At 42.9% G+C, this 18,890-nt stretch carries 16 protein-coding genes and 1 tRNA gene; 12 read left to right on the forward strand and 5 right to left on the reverse strand.

Annotated elements, in window-relative coordinates:
* Nucleotides 1–335: 335 nt before the first annotated feature.
* Complete coding sequence (locus I3249_RS07855; RefSeq protein WP_238069408.1) at nt 336–1,685, reverse strand: MBL fold metallo-hydrolase; 1,350 nt, start codon at nt 1,683–1,685, stop codon at nt 336–338.
* Nucleotides 1,686–2,049: 364 nt separating this feature from the next.
* On the opposite strand from I3249_RS07855, the gene I3249_RS07860 reads away from it, so the two are divergent.
* From I3249_RS07860 to I3249_RS07875, 4 genes are all read left to right on the forward strand, one after another.
* A complete protein-coding gene (locus I3249_RS07860; RefSeq protein ID WP_102092913.1) occupies nt 2,050–2,412 on the forward strand; it encodes a winged helix-turn-helix domain-containing protein in 363 nt (120 codons plus the stop codon).
* A 44-nt stretch (nt 2,413–2,456) separates the two neighbouring features.
* Nucleotides 2,457–2,864 carry an arsenate reductase (glutaredoxin) gene (gene arsC, locus I3249_RS07865; protein WP_238069409.1) on the forward strand — a complete coding sequence of 136 codons (408 nt, stop codon included), beginning with the start codon at nt 2,457–2,459 and terminating at the stop codon, nt 2,862–2,864.
* Nucleotides 2,851–3,624 (forward strand): arsenical resistance protein ArsH, encoded by a 774-nt coding sequence (gene arsH / locus I3249_RS07870; protein ID WP_238069410.1) that lies wholly within the window; start codon nt 2,851–2,853, stop codon nt 3,622–3,624. Before arsC ends, arsH begins: the two co-directional genes overlap by 14 nt.
* A 67-nt stretch (nt 3,625–3,691) precedes the next feature.
* Entirely contained in the window at nt 3,692–4,999 is a 1,308-nt protein-coding gene (locus I3249_RS07875) for an arsenic transporter (RefSeq protein ID WP_238069411.1), read from the forward strand.
* A gap of 563 nt (nt 5,000–5,562) precedes the next feature.
* On the opposite strand, the gene I3249_RS07880 is transcribed toward I3249_RS07875, so the two are convergent.
* A tRNA-Asn gene (locus tag I3249_RS07880) sits at nt 5,563–5,638 on the reverse strand.
* A 256-nt stretch (nt 5,639–5,894) separates the two neighbouring features.
* Nucleotides 5,895–7,097, reverse strand: coding sequence for a pyridoxal phosphate-dependent aminotransferase (locus tag I3249_RS07885; RefSeq protein ID WP_238069412.1), 1,203 nt, complete (start codon nt 7,095–7,097; stop codon nt 5,895–5,897).
* 542 nt (nt 7,098–7,639) lie between these two features.
* On the opposite strand from I3249_RS07885, the gene I3249_RS07890 reads away from it, so the two are divergent.
* From I3249_RS07890 to I3249_RS07905, 4 genes are all read left to right on the forward strand, one after another.
* The gene (locus I3249_RS07890; RefSeq protein ID WP_238069413.1) at nt 7,640–8,377 is read left to right on the forward strand and encodes an SDR family NAD(P)-dependent oxidoreductase; all 738 of its coding nucleotides are present in this window, start codon (nt 7,640–7,642) and stop codon (nt 8,375–8,377) included.
* 62 nt (nt 8,378–8,439) lie between these two features.
* A complete protein-coding gene (locus I3249_RS07895; RefSeq protein ID WP_238069414.1) occupies nt 8,440–10,176 on the forward strand; it encodes an FAD-dependent oxidoreductase in 1,737 nt (578 codons plus the stop codon).
* An 84-nt stretch (nt 10,177–10,260) separates the two neighbouring features.
* Nucleotides 10,261–11,301 carry a DUF1365 family protein gene (locus I3249_RS07900; RefSeq protein WP_238069415.1) on the forward strand — a complete coding sequence of 347 codons (1,041 nt, stop codon included), beginning with the start codon at nt 10,261–10,263 and terminating at the stop codon, nt 11,299–11,301.
* Between the two features lie 129 nt (nt 11,302–11,430).
* Nucleotides 11,431–12,885 carry a cyclopropane-fatty-acyl-phospholipid synthase family protein gene (locus I3249_RS07905; protein ID WP_238069416.1) on the forward strand — a complete coding sequence of 485 codons (1,455 nt, stop codon included), beginning with the start codon at nt 11,431–11,433 and terminating at the stop codon, nt 12,883–12,885.
* A gap of 116 nt (nt 12,886–13,001) precedes the next feature.
* Here the strand turns inward: I3249_RS07905 and I3249_RS07910 are convergent, their stop codons facing one another.
* Entirely contained in the window at nt 13,002–14,174 is a 1,173-nt protein-coding gene (locus I3249_RS07910) for an MFS transporter (protein WP_238069417.1), read from the reverse strand.
* A gap of 108 nt (nt 14,175–14,282) precedes the next feature.
* Here I3249_RS07910 and I3249_RS07915 point away from each other — a divergent pair, with 108 nt between their 5' ends.
* The 4 genes from I3249_RS07915 (at nt 14,283) to I3249_RS07930 (ending at nt 17,816) form a co-directional block, all read left to right on the forward strand.
* Nucleotides 14,283–15,185, forward strand: a complete 903-nt coding sequence (locus tag I3249_RS07915) for a LysR family transcriptional regulator (protein ID WP_238069419.1) — start codon at nt 14,283–14,285, stop codon at nt 15,183–15,185.
* Between the two features lie 39 nt (nt 15,186–15,224).
* Complete coding sequence (locus I3249_RS07920; RefSeq protein WP_201569847.1) at nt 15,225–15,635, forward strand: DUF2177 family protein; 411 nt, start codon at nt 15,225–15,227, stop codon at nt 15,633–15,635.
* A gap of 324 nt (nt 15,636–15,959) precedes the next feature.
* Nucleotides 15,960–16,520 carry an acyl-CoA thioesterase gene (locus tag I3249_RS07925; protein ID WP_057760906.1) on the forward strand — a complete coding sequence of 187 codons (561 nt, stop codon included), beginning with the start codon at nt 15,960–15,962 and terminating at the stop codon, nt 16,518–16,520.
* 207 nt (nt 16,521–16,727) lie between these two features.
* Nucleotides 16,728–17,816 (forward strand): cation diffusion facilitator family transporter, encoded by a 1,089-nt coding sequence (locus tag I3249_RS07930; protein ID WP_238069420.1) that lies wholly within the window; start codon nt 16,728–16,730, stop codon nt 17,814–17,816.
* Nucleotides 17,817–17,975: 159 nt separating this feature from the next.
* Here the strand turns inward: I3249_RS07930 and dps are convergent, their stop codons facing one another.
* Nucleotides 17,976–18,458: a DNA starvation/stationary phase protection protein Dps gene (gene dps / locus I3249_RS07935; RefSeq protein ID WP_238069421.1), complete on the reverse strand. Its 483-nt coding sequence runs from the start codon at nt 18,456–18,458 to the stop codon at nt 17,976–17,978.
* Nucleotides 18,459–18,890: the final 432 nt, after the last annotated feature.

An 18,890-nucleotide genomic window follows, 5' to 3' on the forward strand; every position in this document is an offset into this window, starting at 1 on the left:
TCGAGTTTAAGCAAGTTTCGCCTCAAACATTAGATTGTTTGAGGTTTTTTTGTGTCTGTTTTTCATGCATCTATGTTTTATGAGTGATAAGTCAGGTGAGGAAATACAGTAAGAGTCGGAATCTAGAATTAGAGTCTAGTACTATGACTGATATTTACTTAAGTCATATCGCTTAAAAGTCAGCTAAAACGACGACCCTTCTTTTATATCAGTCTTATACTGAGTAAAAGTAGGTCGTCATATTTATTTTAGTTACAGCACTTTAAAATGCCTTTGCTTAAAACGCATTATCCAGAATCTATGACGCGTTGTAGATTTTAGCTATGGATAAAGGGTTACTCATGCGTTGCTTGCCATGCGCCCATTGACCCTAGATAGATATCAATGTGCTCAAAACCTCGACTAGCGAGCCATCCTGCTGCTATTGTTGCTCGAGCACCACTGGCACACATCAATGTATAGTGCCGACTTGGATCAAGCTCACGCCAACGCTCGTTTAAATGACCGACATAGATATGCTGTGAGCCTTCAATCGCATTGGTATTCCTCTCATCAATATCGCGTACATCAAGCAATGTCCAGTTCTGAGCATTATTAAGGCGATTTTCTACCTCGGTTGTATCGATCATAGGGGTTTGCTGCATCTGCTCCCCTTTAGCAGCGGCAGGGACGACACCCACATAGCCACCTATAACATTATCAAAAGCAATACGTACCAGATGCTCCATCGCAGTCGCCAGTTGCTCTTCATCAGAGGCAATGAGTGCCAAGCTTTGTCCTTCCTCAATGAACCATCCAGCAAACGCAGGTAGCATATTGACAGGTAAGCTCATAGAACCGGGCAGGTGTCCTGACGCATATGCCATTGGTTCACGAATATCTATGAGATGATCAGCATTGCAATCCTTTAGCTGTTTAAGTGAAAGGTTACGCGGACGCATAACGACTGGAGGCGCTTCACCACCTTCCATATTGAGATGCTCCATCAATCTGAAGTAGGGCGGCTGATAATGGTTTTCGCTAGTCTTGAAGTCAATAAATGCCTCACGATCGGTAATCTGTAAGCGTGGATTGTTCATTCTTTCGTGACCGACGGTAGAAAACTCTCGCTCCGCCATACCTGAACCACAGACGGAGCCAGCACCATGAGCTGGATAAATAATCGCCTGATCCCCAAGCGCTAAAATGTCTTGTAATGAGTCATAAAGTAGACCTGCAACTTCTCTACGACGCTCAGGATAGAAGTCAGTACGACCGACATCACCTACAAAAAGCGCATCCCCAGTGAAGACTCCAACCGCCTTGTCTGGGTACGCCGTGTCAAACAGCGCATAAGCCAGATGATCATCGGTATGACCAGGCGTTTCTAGGACACGGATTTCTAATTGGCCAATTGAAAAGCAATCACCATTACGTGCGGTCTCAGCGTAGACAACAGGTTGTTCTGGATTGGGTCCATGCAAAACTGTTGCTCCTGTCATTGCGGCCAAGACAGGTGCTCCAGAAACCAAATCCTCATTACGATGTGTCTCAAAAATATGAGTAATCTCAAGTCCTGCTGCACGCGCTTTTTCTACATATATCGCGCAGTCACGACGTGGGTCAATTACCGCTGCTTGACCACCAGAGCCTACCAAGTAAGATAAGTGCGAAAGTCCAGGTGTCTTAATTTTCTCTAGTAGCATGGTCATTTCCTTATTGTTGTTTTAATCATAATAGTTATTTTAATCAGGTTTATTGGCAGTACAGAGCGAGAGCTACCAGCCAAATCTAGTTTTACTCTTGCATAAACTTGCATTCAATCTAGCATGAACTTCTAAGTATCATCAATATACAATAACATATATTAAACTTGTTATTTACATAAGGCCAAACGTAGAGAATTTTAGGTTGAAAAGGTGAAGTGATCATTATTTCCACTATTTAGTTAATTGCTTTTACTTGTTGATATATATAGGTTAATTACACAGATATATCTTTTTTAGATTCTTGGATTAAAAATATCTGTAAAACATTGAATTATTTTAATATGTCTGTATTATTGGACATATGGAAATAACTAATGCTATCGCAAGCTTTGCTGCGCTCTCTCAAGATACTCGTTTAAAGGCTTTTAAGCTGCTAGTCAGCCATGAGCCTGAAGGCCTACCTGCGGGCGAAATAGCCCGTCAGCTCTCTGTTCCTCATAACACAATGTCAACCCACTTATCGGTGTTGGCACGAGCAGGGTGGGTGGTCTCACAGCGTCATAGCCGACAGATTATCTATCGTGCTTCGCTATCACATATGGATAACGTCATCCAGTTTCTGTTGCAAGATTGCTGTGCGGGACATCCAGAATTATGTGCGTCACTCATGGATAGTTTGAGTGGCTGCAGAGTAAATGAGTCTGCTGAGCAAAGTAATGATTAAACCAATTATCAATTCAATAAATACATAAAATAGGTGTAAAAACTATGAAGCCATTAATTTTTCATAATCCTAAATGCGGTACATCTCGTAACACGCTTGCCATTATTAAAGCGTCAGGTGAAGAGCCAGAAGTGGTGGAATATCTGAAAAATACACCAACGCGCGACCGCTTAGTTGAGCTATTGGCACAAATGCAGATTTCGCCTAGAGAGCTATTAAGAAGCAAAGAAGCTATCAATGATAAGCTTGGTCTGCATAATCCTGAGTTGTCTGACGATCAAATTATCGATGCTATGATTGCGCATCCTATTTTAATCAACCGTCCTATCGTAGTGACTGATAAAGGCGCTGCTCTATGCCGCCCGTCAGAGCGCGTGTTTGAATTGCTAGCCAATCCAGTAAGTAGTTTCACAAAAGAAGACGGCGAGGTTGTTACTCATGACAAACACTGAGGTTGACCAAACATTAGCCGTTGATCCTACTGTTTCGCCAGAATTTAGCTTAGACGATTTGCCCAATATTGATATAGATAATCTTCAGCCTATCGATATTGATTCTTTGGTTGCGCCAAATGACTCACGTCATCCGCCAAAAATACTAGTGCTATACGGTTCTGTCCGTGCGCGCTCGTTTTCTAGATTGGCCGCTGAAGAGTCTAGCCGATTGCTACGTTGGTATGATTGTGAAGTAAAAATGTTTGATCCATCCGGCTTGCCGTTGCCTGACGATGTAGACTCAGACCATCCCAAAGTACAAGAATTGCGGGAGCTGGCGCAGTGGTCAGAAGGCATGCTGTGGGTGAGTCCAGAGCGTCACGGCAGTATTACCAGTATCATGAAAGCGCAAATCGACTGGATACCGCTGTCACTAGGTGGCGTGCGTCCAACTCAAGGTAAAACCCTAGCACTGATGCAAGTCAGCGGCGGTAGTCAGAGCTTTAATACAGTTAATCAAATGCGTATTCTCGGGCGCTGGATGCGGATGATTACTATCCCCAATCAATCTTCGATACCCAAAGCATTTTTGGAGTTTAACGACGACAATCGCATGGATATGTCTCCGTTATATCTGCGTCTTGTCGATGTCTGTGAGGAGCTAGTGAAGTTTACTTGGCTCACACGTGGACGTTCAGATTATCTCACTGATCGCTATTCAGAACGCGTCGAGAGTGCTGAAGAACTATCGAGCCGCGTCAATCAAAAATCGATCTAACCCCCTAATCGATCTAATTCCCTATATTAAATCGGCTGAATAAAATCAGCTTAAGTAAGGTTGTACAATGCTTGCATTTGCTATTTTTGTGGTCACTTTAGTCTTAGTTATCTGGCAACCTAAAGGATTGGGCATCGGTTGGAGCGCCATGGGTGGTGCGTTAGTCGCGTTAGCGCTTGGCGTCGTGCAGTTATCAGATGTGGGTATTGTCTGGGATATTGTCTGGGATGCGACCTTTACTTTTGTGGCGCTGATTATCATCTCGCTTATCTTAGATAGGGCAGGGTTTTTTGGCTGGGCTGCATTACATGTGGCACGCCTTGGCAATGGGCAAGGGCGCTTATTGTTTCCGATGATTGTCGTGCTCGGCGCCTTTATTTCTGCATTTTTTGCCAATGATGGTGCTGCGCTACTACTGACCCCGATCGTCATCGCTATCTTGCTGCGTCTGAAATTTTCGCCACCATCAGCTCTGGCATTTATTATAGCGACGGGCTTTATTGCTGATACGGCAAGCCTACCATTGGTCACCTCAAATTTAGTCAACATTGTCAGTGCCAATTATTTTGACATAGGCTTTGGTCGTTATGCGGCGGTGATGGTACCGGTCAATATCGTGTCTGTATTAGCTACGCTACTGGTATTGTGGGTTGTCTACGCACGTCATATTCCAAAAACTTACTCGACTAGCGAACTCAGCGCACCAGAGTCTGCTATTACCGATCCATTGGTATTCCGAGCTGCTTTTCCACTATTAGGCTTGCTACTGGTCGCCTACTTTGCAACAGAGCCGTTGGGGCTACCTATTTCACTGGTCACGGGCATCGCTGCTGTTGCACTAATGGCAATCGCTGGTCGTATATGGCAAGGGGGGCGTGGTGCGGTGGTCTCTGTGAGCGATGTAGTACGTAAAGCACCTTGGCAAATCGTACTATTTTCAATCGGCATGTATTTGGTGGTATGTGGTCTGGGTCATGCAGGACTTACTGCCTATGGTGTGCAGGTACTTAACTGGTTGGGACAACAAGGCGCAGTCATTGCTACCGTTGGAACTGGGTTCTTGTCCGCTATAGTCGCTTCTGTTATGAATAATATGCCAGCAACCCTAGTCGGCGCGCTTGCGATCGATCAAGCACAAGTACCTGCAGCGACACGAGAGCTAATGATTTATGCTAATGTCATCGGTAATGATTTGGGACCTAAGTTTACGCCGATTGGTAGTCTGGCTACTTTACTATGGTTACATGTATTGGTAGAGAAGGACTACAAAATCAGCTGGGGGCAGTACATAAAGATTGGTCTACTGATCACGCCGCCTGTGTTGTTAGTGACATTGTTGGCATTGGTATTCTGGTTGCCACTGTTGCCAAGCTAAGTTAGCCAATAGACAATTTACTATAGTAATATCCTATCGTGACCATGATATTCATTTTTAAATATCGTGGTCATAATCAAGTATGAGATAAAGTAGTGATTAGCGCTTATCAAAGCGACAAAATAGATAACCAATATTAGGGTCTGTTGAACATTCAAATATTAGGACTGCTGATCGCGAAAATCGAATCAAACTAGGCGTAAACCGACGATAGTGTCGAGACCTTAACTAGGCTTGCAACAACGTTTGAGGTGATTTTAGCATCAGCCTTGAGAACGGATCGAGTAAAGCACTGCTTTGCCCGTTTGCAAGACGAGAGCTGTGCTCGAGTGGAGGGCAGGGCTATTTTTTGCCAATACATGGCGAAATTGTCTAACCTAGAACGACTAGGCGTCAAAAATTTCACTGCGTATTGTCTAAAAAATAGTCGCTGCCAGTACCACATTTGAATGTTCAACAGACCCTAAATGATACGCATAAAAAAACCCTCATCAAATTGATGAGGGTTTTGGCAAATGCCATAATTGAATCAAAGTTGACTCAAGAAATTTACTACTAAAATGTGGCTCTCCAACCTGGGCTCGAACCAGGGACACACGGATTAACAGTCCGTTGCTCTACCAACTGAGCTATTGGAGAATAGGCTGTAAGTGTTTAATCGCTTACAACGAGCCTTAGAAGTCTCTAACGAGTTCTTGCTAAGTGGGGCGTATTCTAGCAAAGTTAAAAAATACGTCAAGCCTTTTTTTGCATAATTAGTAAAAATTGTCAGTTTAATGATGAGATAGCGTGTTTTTCCTAGTTATGCCCAAGACTCGCGTAAAAAAAGACGCCCTATAGAATGTATAGGGCGTCTTTTTTATGAACAGCGGTAAGACTGATTGCTCTTTACGATTTATTCAGCAACGTCTAAGTCAGCCACTGCTTTTTCGATACGCGATAGGGCGTCTTTTAACGTCGCCTCATCAGTAGCGTACGAGATACGCATATAGCCGCCAAGACCGAATGCATCGCCAGGTACAACTGCTACGCCTACTTTGTCCAATAACCATGCTGAGAATTCAGTACATGATGACAGGCCAGCCGCTTTGATTAGCGGTACGATATTTGGGTATACATAGAATGCGCCATCAGGGCGCAAGCAAGTAATACCTTTAATGGCATTTAGACCATCTACGACTAGGTCACAGCGTTTCTCAAAGGCGGCTACCATCGGCTCTAGTACGCTCTGATCACCACTGATAGCAACTTCGGCAGCCACTTGACTGATTGATGTTGGGCATGAAGTAGACTGTGACTGTACCTTTTTCATAGCGCCGATTAGCTTAGCAGGGCCACCCGCATAGCCGATACGCCAGCCTGTCATCGCATACGCTTTAGACACGCCGTTCAAGATGATTGCGCGATCTTTTAGCTCAGGTGCCGCGTTTAAGATATTGTAGAACTTATCGCCTGTCCAGCGAATGTGCTCGTACATATCGTCTGAAGCTACATAAACTTGTGGATGCTTTTTCAATACTTCAGCGATGGCCTTTAGCTCATCTAACGTATAAATCATACCCGTTGGATTCGATGGGCTGTTCAATACCAACAGTTTGGTTTTTTCAGTGATAGCGTCTTCTAGCTGCTCAGCGGTGATTTTGAAGTCTTGTTCAGCGGGGCATTTTACGATGACTGGCACGCCTTCTGCAATGATAACCATGTCAGGATAGCTGACCCAGTATGGTGCTGGGATGATGACTTCGTCGCCAGGATTGATAAATGCCTGAGCAAGGTTAAAGAATGACTGCTTACCACCGACCGATACTAGGATTTCGTTTGGCTCATAGCTGATGTCGTTGTCACGCTTGAATTTCTCGATGATGGCTGTTTTTAGCTCTGGCGTACCATCGACAGCTGTATATTTAGTAAAGCCATCATTGATTGCATCGATTGCTGCTTTTTTGATGTGTTCAGGGGTGTCAAAATCAGGTTCACCAGCGCCCAAGCCGATAATATCTTTACCAGCTGCTTTTAGCTCTTTGGCTTTATTGGTAATCGCTAGCGTAGGTGATGGTTGGATGTTGTTGACGCGGTCAGACAGTTGCAACTCGCTCATGAGAGATCCTTTTTTATATGAGGGTGGGGTTGGTGAAAATCTGATATTAATTATATAACGTTTTCATTGCTATCAGGACAAGATGTCAGATAGTTTAAGAAAAGATAGCGTCATCTTACCGTGATACGGCGCTCATTCGATTATAGATGATGCTTCGGCAAACGACGCGATTGCTAGTTTTTGCATTGTAGCATGCTGATATTGAGCTGTCTTATGACGCTAGTAACAGAACCTTGTGTCGTCGTTTGTGATAGCAGTATCCTTGTGAAGGTAGTAAACAACACGCTTATATTAAACTTAAGCCCATATGATTGCGAAGACACAACAATAAACCTATAGCTGACCACTACAATTATTTAGATTTGTTAAATAAAATGGCTTATAGCTTAATGAAATGCGACCAATGATATCTGCCAAGAATAACGATAATAGATAGCTGTTATCAAAGGTTTGATTTTTTATTAAGCAATCAGTTCAAATGCACTAATTCCATATTATGAAAATACTTAAAAAGATAAGAATACTCAAAAAGGATATTTACGATGACAGATTCTACTGAAAAATTACATATTCTCATTACTGGGGCGACGTCAGGCATTGGTAAGCAGTTGGCAAAAGACTATCTGCTAGCAGATCATCATGTATATGCAGTTGGCCGTGACGACGAAGCGTTGGCCGAGCTTAAAGCGTTAGGCGCAGAAACGATTGATTTAGACCTCATGGATCGAGAAAAGGTCATCGAAGCTTTTGAAAAAATCGACAATGTCGATCTAGCGATTTGCGGTGCTGGCATGTGCGAGTACTTAGATATGCCGAACTTTGATAGCAGTGTCTTTATGAAAGTCATGTCGGTCAATATGGGAACGTTGTCTCATGCGATCGAAGGAGTGCTGCCAAAGCTAATCGCTTCAAAAGGTCGCTTGGTCGGTATCGGTTCAGCATCTGCTTATGTGCCTTTTGCGCGCGCTGAAGCCTATGGTAGCTCAAAAGCTGCTATCCATTATCTAATGAAGACACTACAGATTAGCCTTGCTCCGCATGATGTGTCAGTCAGCTTAGTCGTACCTGGTTTTGTCGAAACACCGATGACCAAACAGAATGACTTTCCGATGCCGTTTATTCAGACGCCAGCGCAGGCCAGTCAAGCCATACGCGACGGTATCGAAAGTGGGCATGAGGTGATTGAATTTCCAAAAAAACTAACCATGCCTTTAAAAGCATTAGGTACGTTGCCTGATTTGGTCTGGCAGCAAGTTAGTGAAAAACTTAATAAAAAATAATCTACTATCAGTAGAACTTTCAGCCATCATACTGACAGAAAAATACAGAAGGGAATGCTTTTATGCCGTTTACTCGTTTCAAGCGTGCAAATAACCAAAAGATTGCTACTAATACTGCAACAAAATCTGACCATCAGACTACCCAAAAACGTATTGCTATCATCGGCTCAGGTATATCAGGACTGACATGTGCCCATTATCTAGGTACGCAACATGATGTAACGGTATTTGAAGCCAATGATTATATCGGCGGACATGTAAATACGATTGACGTGACACTACAAGACGGTAAAAAAGCAAAGAGTAGCAATGTAGAGAGTAGTGCGATAGATACAGGGTTCATTGTTTTCAATGAGCGCACATACCCGAACTTTTTTCGTTTGCTTCATGAGTTGCAGGTGCCGTTTCAGGCAACGGATATGAGCTTTTCTGTCAAAAATACTGCACGTCATTTTGAATATAATGGTCATACGCTTAATACTTTATTATCACAGCGCAAGAACGTACTTAATCCAAAATTCTGGCAATTTATCAAAGATATCTTGCAGTTTAATAAGCATATCAAACAGCTACGCCAAGATTACGATAGTGCGCGCTCTCAAGGACAAGACGTTAGTAGCTTTGCAGAGCAAACGCTCGGTGGGTACTTGGCACAAAAGAAATACGGTCAGCTGTTTACCGATAACTATCTATTGCCAATGGTATCGGCTATTTGGTCAACCAGCCTAGATGAAGTGCAAGCATTTCCTTTGGTGTTTTTTGCACAGTTCTTTGACAACCACGGGTTGCTTGATGTGGTCAATCGTCCGCAGTGGTTTACGATAAAAGGCGGCTCAAAGCAGTACGTCAATAAACTGATTCCACGCTTTATCAAAGCGGGTGGCAAGATACGGGTCAATAGTCCAGTACAGTCTGTAGTTCGTGATGGTGAGCAAGTGATTTTGACGGTGAAGAGTGCTTTGACAGTGCAGGATAAAGGTAATGCTAACAACCGTAGCGAAAATCTTGTATTCGATGAAGTTGTTTTTGCTTGTCATGCAGATACTGCGCTAAAGATATTAAAGGATGCCAGCACCGATGAATCTGAAGTATTAGGTCATTTCCGCTTTACCAAAAACACGGCTGTACTGCACACCGATACCAGTGTTTTACCTAAGAAACCACTGGCATGGGCAAGCTGGAATTACTTAATAGATGAAACAACTTCAGGTAATGCTAAGGATGAGCAAGCGGCTCGAAACGCACAGATACCTGCAAAGCCAGTGCTGACTTATCACATGAATATCCTGCAACGCTTGACCAAAAAACACAATTATTTGGTCACATTAAATCCAGCTGTAGACAACAAAAGCGTCGATGATAAGCAGATAATTAAGAGCATCGATTACAGTCATCCAGTGTTCGATCTTGCGATGATTGAGGCGCAGACTAAATGGTCGAGTATCTCGGGTAACGGTTCGCACACACATTTCTGCGGGGCTTATTGGTTTAATGGCTTTCATGAAGATGGTGTACGCAGTGGATTACGCGTCTGTCGGGCGCTTGGTCTTGATATTGATATAAAAGATGAGGTTGACCCAGCTCATTTACCTGACGCTGATAGCGCGCACACGCCGTTTCGTTATAAAGATTTGCCTATAAAAGCGGATACCAAGTTACGTAGGTTGAATAAGCGCGAAATCACCATAGCGACAACCAACCAGGAGCTGGTTGAGTATGCTGATCGTTTGCAGAATGAAACTACTGATACGAGCCAATATAAGAAACGTGGCTTATTCGGTCGCCGTAAAACCAAATAATATGACGATTAATTCTGTTATGTATTCTAAGTGTTTTGAAAGATTTGCCATATAAAAAGTACGCCGTTACACAAGAGACTATTTATGACCATGTCCGCTCAAGATACCAATGCTATGCCAAGTCATGAGTCTTCTTATGATACCACTGCTTTACCGCATCAATTGCTTGAGGGCACGACATGGCACAGTCGGCTGCTACCTAGTGTGAATAAATTCGTTTACCCTTATCGCTATTGGGGCGTTAATATTAGCGCATTGGCGACAGGGCAAGAACTTCCTGAAATTAGCACGGCGTCATTTGACGAGAGTAAGTTTTTAGAAAAATTACCATTACGTAAAGTATTACCGAAAAAGCTACTAGCGAAAGGTCTGCCTCTATTTTCAGCAAAGAAAAAGGCGCTACAACGATTCTGTCCGGATGACTATCTACAGCATACTGACCTACAGAGTGCTAATAGCCTAAGTAACGATGAAAAACATGATAGTAACGGACAATCTATTCAAGCACTAGAAAAACGTCTAAGCCGAGCATTCGAGAGATATGCTGGAAGCGCACCTGAAGGCGATATGTTGGGATTGCTCGTCTGCCGTAATGCTGGCATTTATTTTAGCCCAGTCAATTTTTACTTGGGGTTTGATGCGCAGCAAACGCCAACTCATCTGCTGGCTGAAGTGTCTAATACGCCTTGGGACAAGCGTCATTACTACGGGTTTTTGTTAGAAGGAGAGGATACTGAGTTCTGTCATGACAAGGATTTTCACGTATCACCTTTTAACCCTATCGATCAGCTGTACCGCTGGCAGGTAACGGTAAAACGTACAAAGACAGACGATCAACCTAACGCTGGATTACAAGTTCGTATTGCTATCAATATCAGTGATGAGCGCGGTGAAGTGCTAAAAACTGGTATAAAGATATCAGGCGTACCGATGACAGAAGAGGCTGTTCGTCATAGCTTGCGAAAAAATCCTCTGATGAATATAACGTCCTTAACCCGTATTTATTGGCATGCGTTTAAGCTCTATGCGATAAAAAAAGTGCCATATATCAACTACGATGAAAAGTTGGCCGACAGTCAACAGAAAAGCGGCCATCAGAAAAGTAGACAGAAGGAAAGCAGCTAGCAGTATCGAGCGCAAAAGATATCTTATAGTTACAGCAATTTTTAAATATCAACAATCCAAAAATCTCGTCAATGTACTACTGAAAATGAACCACTAAAAATAAAGCATTTAAACAAGGATAAATACACGATGCCAGCACGACCGACCGATCGAGCACCAGTCACAAAACTAGAAAAGTTAACTGCTCGTGTGAGCAAAGTGGTTAATGAAAGCGCTGTACTACAGCCAGTCAGCAATAGTGTGAATAACTTAGCGAGAAAGCTTATCTTTCGTGCGTTACAGCACGTTCAGTTTGGTAGCCTCACCCTGATTGAAACATTTGACGAGCAGGAACCTAAGACAAGTAGCTTTGGCAAAGTAGCTACTAATGACGCTAGTAGCTCGGCAGTTGGTCGCCATTCGCTACATGTGACGCTACAGATTCATGATCCTGCTGTCTATCGTCAGCTATTACTTGGTGGCTCTATCGCGCTAGCAGACAGTTATATCGATGGTGAGTGGGATACGGATGATCTAACAGGTTTGATTCGTTTGGCGGCTCGTAACTTAGCAGTGCTCAATAAACTAGAGAATCGTTTTGCTGGTATTAGTAAAGCATTTGAAAAAGCGAAGCATCAGCTACGTAGCAATGACAAATCTGGCTCCAAATCCAATATCCTAGCGCATTATGATTTGGGCAATGACATGTATGAACGGTTTTTGGACGATACGATGATGTACTCATCAGCAGTTTATCCTACACCTGACGTGACGCTTAGCGATGCTCAGCAGCATAAACTGTCGCTTATATGTCAACGTTTACAGCTTAGTGCTGATGATAATGTGATCGAAATCGGTACAGGGTGGGGTGGCTTTGCTATCTTTGCAGCCAAGCATTACGGCTGCCATGTGACCACCACGACTATCTCTGATGCTCAGTATGATGAAGCGAAGCGACGAGTCGAGGCAGCAGGGCTGTCTGACAAAATCACACTGCTCAAACAAGATTACCGCGAGCTGACAGGTCAATATGACAAGCTAGTCAGTATCGAGATGATTGAAGCGGTGGGCCATGAGTACTTACCGACTTTCTTTGCTAAGTGTAATAGCTTGCTCAAGCCGACAGGTCTTATGGTATTGCAGGCCATCACTTTTAATGATCAAAATTATCAAGATTATATCGATTCGGTCGATTTTATCCAAACGCATATTTTCCCAGGTGGTTGCCTGCTTTCAAACCAAGAGCTGACGACCCAATTCACTGAACAAACCGATATGGTCGTCAAACAATTGCATGATTATGGCTTTGATTATGCGTACACGCTGCGTGATTGGCGTGCTGCGTTTATGGCGCAGCGTGCAGAGATTCAAGCGCTTGGCTATGACGATGCCTTTATCCGCCTATGGGAGTTTTACTTCTGTTACTGCGAAGGGGGATTCTTGGAGCGCACGATCGGTGTGGTGCAACTCACTGCGGTAAAGCCTAATAATATCGATACGCTGCATTTTTCTGATCTGCCATCTGCCGTCTTAAATCATAAAACGGTTTTGAACAATGAGACAGCCTTTAGTGAAGAAGATACGTCAGACACAGTACCAGTATAAATTAGGTGGTACAGATATGGTTTGTTCATAACATTCATAGGGTCTCATACTGCATAAACAGTTTGAGACCTATGTATTGAAAAGCTCTACATCGAAAGGTTGTATATTGAAAAGCTCTACGATGCTTGCAGGGCACGCTTATCACGCAGACCGGAATAGCGTGTAACCGCTAATGCCATTAAAGAGATAACAGCACCGATCCAAGCCGTGTCTTGCAATGACATATTTTCAACCACGCTACCACCGATGATGGAGCCTAGTGCAATACCGATATTAAATGCAGCAATATTCAATCCAGAGGCAACATCGACGGCATTTGGCGTATATTTTTCAGCTTGTTTGACTACGTAGATTTGTAGGCCTGGTACATTACCAAAGGTGAAAGCACCCCATACTAAAATAGTGAGTACAGCAGCAATCTTGGATTGCATAGTAAAGGTGAACAGTAAAAGAATGACACTTAAGGCGCTAAATATAATGCTAAGCGCACTAATAGGGCCGCGTTTATCTGCAAGTTTTCCGCCCCAGATATTGCCGATCGCAACGGATACACCATATACGAGCATGATAAGACCAATGGCTGAAGGTGCAAATTTGGTTTGCTGTTCTAAGATAGGTGCTAGGTAGGTAAATGCCGTAAACGTACCGCCATAGCCGAGAATAGTCATTAGATAGACCAGTAGTAATTGCGGTTTTACAATGACTTGTAATTGCTCTTTGAAGGTTGCAGGGATAGATTTTTTTAGGTTTTTTGGTACTAATATCGCGCTACCAATTAAAGCGATTAAGCCCAGTGCTGAGACGACCAAAAACGTAGCGCGCCAACCGAAATGCTGTCCAATCCATGTACCAAGGGGGACGCCAGTGACGAGCGCCACAGTGAGTCCGGTAAACATAATGGCAATTGCACTGGCTTCTTTTTCTTTACTGACAAGGCTAGTAGCAATCATGGAACCAATAGAGAAAAACACACCATGTGCCAGACCAGTCAAGATACGGGCAAGTATTAAGGTTTCATAACTGGGTGCTTGCCAAGCCAGCAAGTTGCCGATGACAAACAGACCCATTAGGCTCATCAGTACTATTTTACGATTCCAGCGACCAGTGAGTGCAGTAAGGATAGGGGCACCGATAGCGACACCAACGGCATATAGGCTTACGAGCAAACCTGCTGAAGGCAAGCTCACGCCTAGATCTGCGGCAATAGTTGGTACCAATCCAACAATGACAAATTCGGTTGTCCCAATTGCAAATGCGCTTAGAGTAAGCGCCCATAAAGCGAGTGGCATAACGACATCCTAATAATTAAATAATGCGCGTAGTTTGACCGATTTATAGTTTGCAAAAAACAGTACAAATGACAAAATACCTTTGTCAATTTTGTAAAGGTCATCATGATGATGGGACATGCTAAAACAGAAGATATAGAGATATTTTTGACGGTAGTAGACACGGGCAGCTTTACTGGCGCTGCCAACTTGCTGAATCAGCAAGTCGCTAAAGTATCTCGTGCGGTGTCCAGACTCGAAGATACGCTGCAATGCACGCTATTGAATAGAACGACACGGCGCTTAGAGCTGACGGAGGAAGGGCATGTCTTTATTAGATATGCGCGTGAGAGTTTAAATACGTTATATACCGGTGAAGAGGCAATTAAGCTGTTAAAACAAGCGCCGAGTGGGCATCTACGAATTGACGCTGCGAGTCCGTTTGTATTGCATCAGCTGACGCCTTTGGTTGGTGAGTTTGTGCAGCAGTATCCGCATATTACGCTTGATTTGACCTCGCATGACAATATCATCGACTTGCTTGAGCACAAGACGGATCTGGCTATCAGAATTGGCGATTTAAAAGACTCAAACTTGCATGCGCGTCTATTGGGTAAAAGTCAACTGCGGCTAGTAGTCAGTCCTGAATATTTATATCAGCATAATGAAGTAGCTCATATTAATGATTTGAATGTTGATGATTTAAGCACTCACAAATTGATTGGCTTTAATGATGCATCAAAACTAAATAGCTGGCCACTAAAAACACCAGTTAAACTGAATTTTCATATGACTGGCAGTAGCGGCGAGACCTTACGTCAGCTATGTTTAAATCACCAGGGTATCGCTTTATTGTCACATTTTATGATTGGTGAAGATTTGGAATCTGGACGATTGGTTGAAGTATTGCCTGAGGCGATAGTCAGACCAAACAACCGTGAAGCCATACAGGCAGTATATTATAAAAACAGTGCTGTATCTTCGCGTATTCTGGCATTTTTAGACTTTATTCAACCACGACTGACATTATAACTTTTATACGTTTTTATTCATTTTATAAGGGATGACATCATGGGTTACGTTTTTATTTATCTCGCTGCTGTGGTTATCTTTTTGGGTGTCGATGCTGTATGGCTGACGACCATGAAAGGCGCCTTTTATGAGTCGCGTATAGGGCATCTATTGGCTGATGAGCCAAACATGATGGCCGCTGGCGTGTTTTATATGTTTTATATATTGGCACTTTGTATTTTGGTTCTGTATCCGCAAATCAAAGCTGGCGCATCCGTTGGTCATATCTTCTTACTCGGCGGGCTGATTGGCTTGATGGCTTACGGGACATATGACTTTACCAATTTGGCACTGTATAAAGGCTTTACGCTAGATACAGCGTTGGTTGACTTTGTATGGGGTGGTATTTTGACCGGTTCAGTGAGTGCGATAGTGGCATGGCTTGCGTATCGCTTTCATTGGTTGGCCTAAAGCTTATTATTTTGGCTTATCTAGGGCGTGTCCTCATTTTAAAAATGGTGATAAAAATGAGATAAATCGCAGTCAAACAAGGAAAATAGCGCAGATAATATCGAGATATTAGTCAGCTATTTGACGCCATTTGGCAAGATTTAGCCATTTTTAACCCATTTAGATGACTATCGATTGAATTGAAGACACGCCCTAATGCTGTTTAAATAGCCCTGATTTACACAATTTAGACTGTCTAATGACAGAGGTCTGTTTGTGCTATACGGCGACCTGCTGTATAAATGGTAGACATAATAAATAAGTGTCAAACCATTAAGGAATATTATGCCGCAATACAATACCAGCTCCACTGCCAAAAAAGCCCCATTAAACCATGAGCTATACATGTCAGTACTGATGACGCCTGATATGGCGAATTTCATTGGCAATGTGCATGGTGGGGATTTGCTCAAGATGCTTGATCAGGTCGCTTATGCTTGTGCCAGTCGCTATAGTGGTAATTATGTGGTGACACTGTCTGTCGATCAAGTGATGTTCCGTGAGCCGATATATGTGGGCGAGTTGGTTACTTTTGCAGCCAGTGTCAATTATGTTGGTAATACCTCAATGGAAGTAGGTATCCGCGTCGAAGCAGAAGATGTGCGTGGTCGTACCGTCCGTCATACCAACAGCTGTTACTTTACGATGGTGGCTATCGATGACAACGGTAAACCGACATCTGCACCGCCACTCGATATCAAAAACAAGATGCAGCAATGTCGAGCCGATGCAGCAAAAGAACGAAAGAAGCTGCGTATGGAAAGCTCACATCGTCCTAGTTGCGACTTCGAGGAGATTAACAAGCAGTTTGGCGAGAACGAAGAAAATGCCGAGGTGGAAAAGTAGCCCAAGTTATTCAAAGCTATCTAAAGTTATTCAAAGCTATCTAAAATTGTATAAAGTTATCCAGTTTTATTGAATTAATAATTCATACAACGACTCACTAAAAAGACACTGAGATTGTAGAGCGCTTATTTTAAGCTGATGTATGTTTCAAGCCATTTATCTACGGCAAAAATTCTACTATCAATACGTTATTTCAGTGAGTCTAGCATGAGTCTAAAGCCATCTATTGCTAATCCCCAGCGTCATTTACCAGCCTCTCCTAAGGCGCAAACACCTCGCGCGCGTGGGGCGGGCAATCCTAAAATTCCAAATGACCCTGAATTAAAACATACCCTTAATCAAAGCCCTGAAACCAATGATGAGCATTCAGGCTCACTGATCACTGTGTTAATTGCAGTCGGGGCCAATCTAGTTATTGCAATCGCAAAAACCGTTGCCGCCTTTATGACAGGCTCAGCCTCCATGATTGCAGAGGCAGCTCACTCATGGGCAGATGCTGGTAATGGTACTTTGCTCATCGTCGCAGAAAAAAAATCTATCAAACCTGCTGATAAAAGCCATCCGTTAGGCTATGGCAAAGAGTCTTACGTTTGGTCGATGATTGCGGCTTTCGGTGTATTTACGGCAGGTTCGATTGTCTCTATCTATACCGGTATTAAGGAATGGAACGCTACTGAGTCTGAGGCTAACTATACGATTGGCTTTATCGTATTGGCAGTAGCGTTTGTGCTCGAAGGGATCTCATTGATTCAGGCATACAGACAAAGTAAAAAGCATGGTGAAGCGCTCGATATCAGTGCACTTGGCTATGTCGTAGATACGTCCAACCCAACGTTGCGCGGCGTATTCTTTGAAGATTTAGCAGCAGTCATCGGTTTGGTGATTGCCGCTGCTGCTATGGGTATGCACGCTTATACGGGCGAACCATATTGGGATGCGTTAGGGTCTATCATTGTCGGTCTACTATTGGGCGTCGTCGCGATATTCTTGATCAGTCGTAACCGAGATTTCTTAGTCGGGCATAGAGTCACTGACCGGATGCACGAATACGTTTTAAGCGAGCTGCTGAATCATCCAGATATCGACAGTGTGTCCTACCTGCATCTAGAGTGGGTTGGACCAAAAAAGATATTTATGGTGGCAGCAGTAGATATAGCAGGGAATCAAAAAGAAGAGCATATCGCTCAGAAATTTGAAGAGATTGAAAACCTATTTAGAGGTAATCCGGTATTTCAAGAGGCTATCTTGACGCTGTCAGAACCTAACGCTGAGCTACTAAGTTTAGAGAGTATTTAATTTAAAAGCTTAGTAGATTAAGTATGTGGTAGAGAAATCCTATTGAATGCTTTTAAATATTCTTTTTAAACTACCAAAACTCAAGACACAAAAAAGCCGTCAATTATGACGGCTTTTTTTATAGTTCTAATATTTAAGAAACTTTCAGCTTAAACAGTACTATTTCTTTGGTGCGTTTGCGCCGATGAACCATGCATCTTTATCGATGATACGACTTGCCTCTGTAAATAGGTCAGCAGTATCTTCATCACCTGCGTCGCCAGCGGTAGCAATCGCTTCACGCAATGTCTCTGCGACTTTCTTGTAGCGGCTAGTTAACTCACGTACATGCTGATCTACTTCAGTGATGTCGGTTGGGTAGTCATCTAGGATAGACTCTTTTACTACGCGACTTGCCAAACCGTTTGGTTGACCACCTAGGATTACAATACGCTCTGCGATGGTATCTGATACTTCAAGGATACGCTCTGATGTTTCATCCAATAACTGATGCACACCGATGAAGCCAGTACCTTGTAGATTCCAATGGCACTGTTTGCCATCTAATGTTAAATCGATAACGTTTGCTAGGTTAGCGTTTAATAAATCAATCATTTTTTTCGCAGTTTCGTCTGAAATACCACTTGCGTAACGTTCTCTCATATTTTACTCCGTCATTTATTTAAAATTATTATATTGAATGAAAGTTCAATGTATTTTTATTGGTCTTCTATTCGATGACAATCAAATTAAAACTAATAATAAGAATTGCTATAAAGCTATCTATTCACTAGTACTGATCATTAGTACTTAAAAGTCATCAACTTGTTAATTCAAGAACGATAATAGCAGCTTAATTCAGTGTTGGAACCCTTGAGTGTTAGGCTTTGTTAGGTGGTCGTGTAACGAGTTTGTTAACCGTGAAAAGCTTTGTAAATTTATCGAATACTGTGTGCGTTTTTTATAACGATGTAAGTTTTATCCGCTAATATTAAACACTAACTCTTGATAAACCGTACATTTATATACTCACTTTTTGGGCAGCGAGAGAGCGTTTCGACTATAGGATAAGACTTCTTATTTTCCTTTAAAAAC

It is taken from the genome of Psychrobacter sp. Ps1 (assembly GCF_022129425.1).
Lineage (GTDB): Bacteria > Pseudomonadota > Gammaproteobacteria > Pseudomonadales > Moraxellaceae > Psychrobacter.

Coding starts and splice junctions, on each gene's coding strand:
- I3249_RS07890 (WP_238069413.1), top strand. CDS start 7,640: ATGACAGATTCTACTGAAAAATTACATATTCTCATTACTGGGGCGACG.
- arsH (WP_238069410.1), top strand. CDS start 2,851: ATGACAAACACTGAGGTTGACCAAACATTAGCCGTTGATCCTACTGTT.
- I3249_RS07860 (WP_102092913.1), top strand. CDS start 2,050: ATGGAAATAACTAATGCTATCGCAAGCTTTGCTGCGCTCTCTCAAGAT.
- I3249_RS07915 (WP_238069419.1), top strand. CDS start 14,283: ATGATGGGACATGCTAAAACAGAAGATATAGAGATATTTTTGACGGTA.
- I3249_RS07900 (WP_238069415.1), top strand. CDS start 10,261: ATGACCATGTCCGCTCAAGATACCAATGCTATGCCAAGTCATGAGTCT.
- I3249_RS07885 (WP_238069412.1), bottom strand. CDS start 7,097: ATGAGCGAGTTGCAACTGTCTGACCGCGTCAACAACATCCAACCATCA.
- I3249_RS07875 (WP_238069411.1), top strand. CDS start 3,692: ATGCTTGCATTTGCTATTTTTGTGGTCACTTTAGTCTTAGTTATCTGG.
- I3249_RS07925 (WP_057760906.1), top strand. CDS start 15,960: ATGCCGCAATACAATACCAGCTCCACTGCCAAAAAAGCCCCATTAAAC.
- I3249_RS07920 (WP_201569847.1), top strand. CDS start 15,225: ATGGGTTACGTTTTTATTTATCTCGCTGCTGTGGTTATCTTTTTGGGT.
- I3249_RS07905 (WP_238069416.1), top strand. CDS start 11,431: ATGCCAGCACGACCGACCGATCGAGCACCAGTCACAAAACTAGAAAAG.
- I3249_RS07895 (WP_238069414.1), top strand. CDS start 8,440: ATGCCGTTTACTCGTTTCAAGCGTGCAAATAACCAAAAGATTGCTACT.
- I3249_RS07930 (WP_238069420.1), top strand. CDS start 16,728: ATGAGTCTAAAGCCATCTATTGCTAATCCCCAGCGTCATTTACCAGCC.
- I3249_RS07910 (WP_238069417.1), bottom strand. CDS start 14,174: ATGCCACTCGCTTTATGGGCGCTTACTCTAAGCGCATTTGCAATTGGG.
- I3249_RS07855 (WP_238069408.1), bottom strand. CDS start 1,685: ATGCTACTAGAGAAAATTAAGACACCTGGACTTTCGCACTTATCTTAC.
- arsC (WP_238069409.1), top strand. CDS start 2,457: ATGAAGCCATTAATTTTTCATAATCCTAAATGCGGTACATCTCGTAAC.
- dps (WP_238069421.1), bottom strand. CDS start 18,458: ATGAGAGAACGTTACGCAAGTGGTATTTCAGACGAAACTGCGAAAAAA.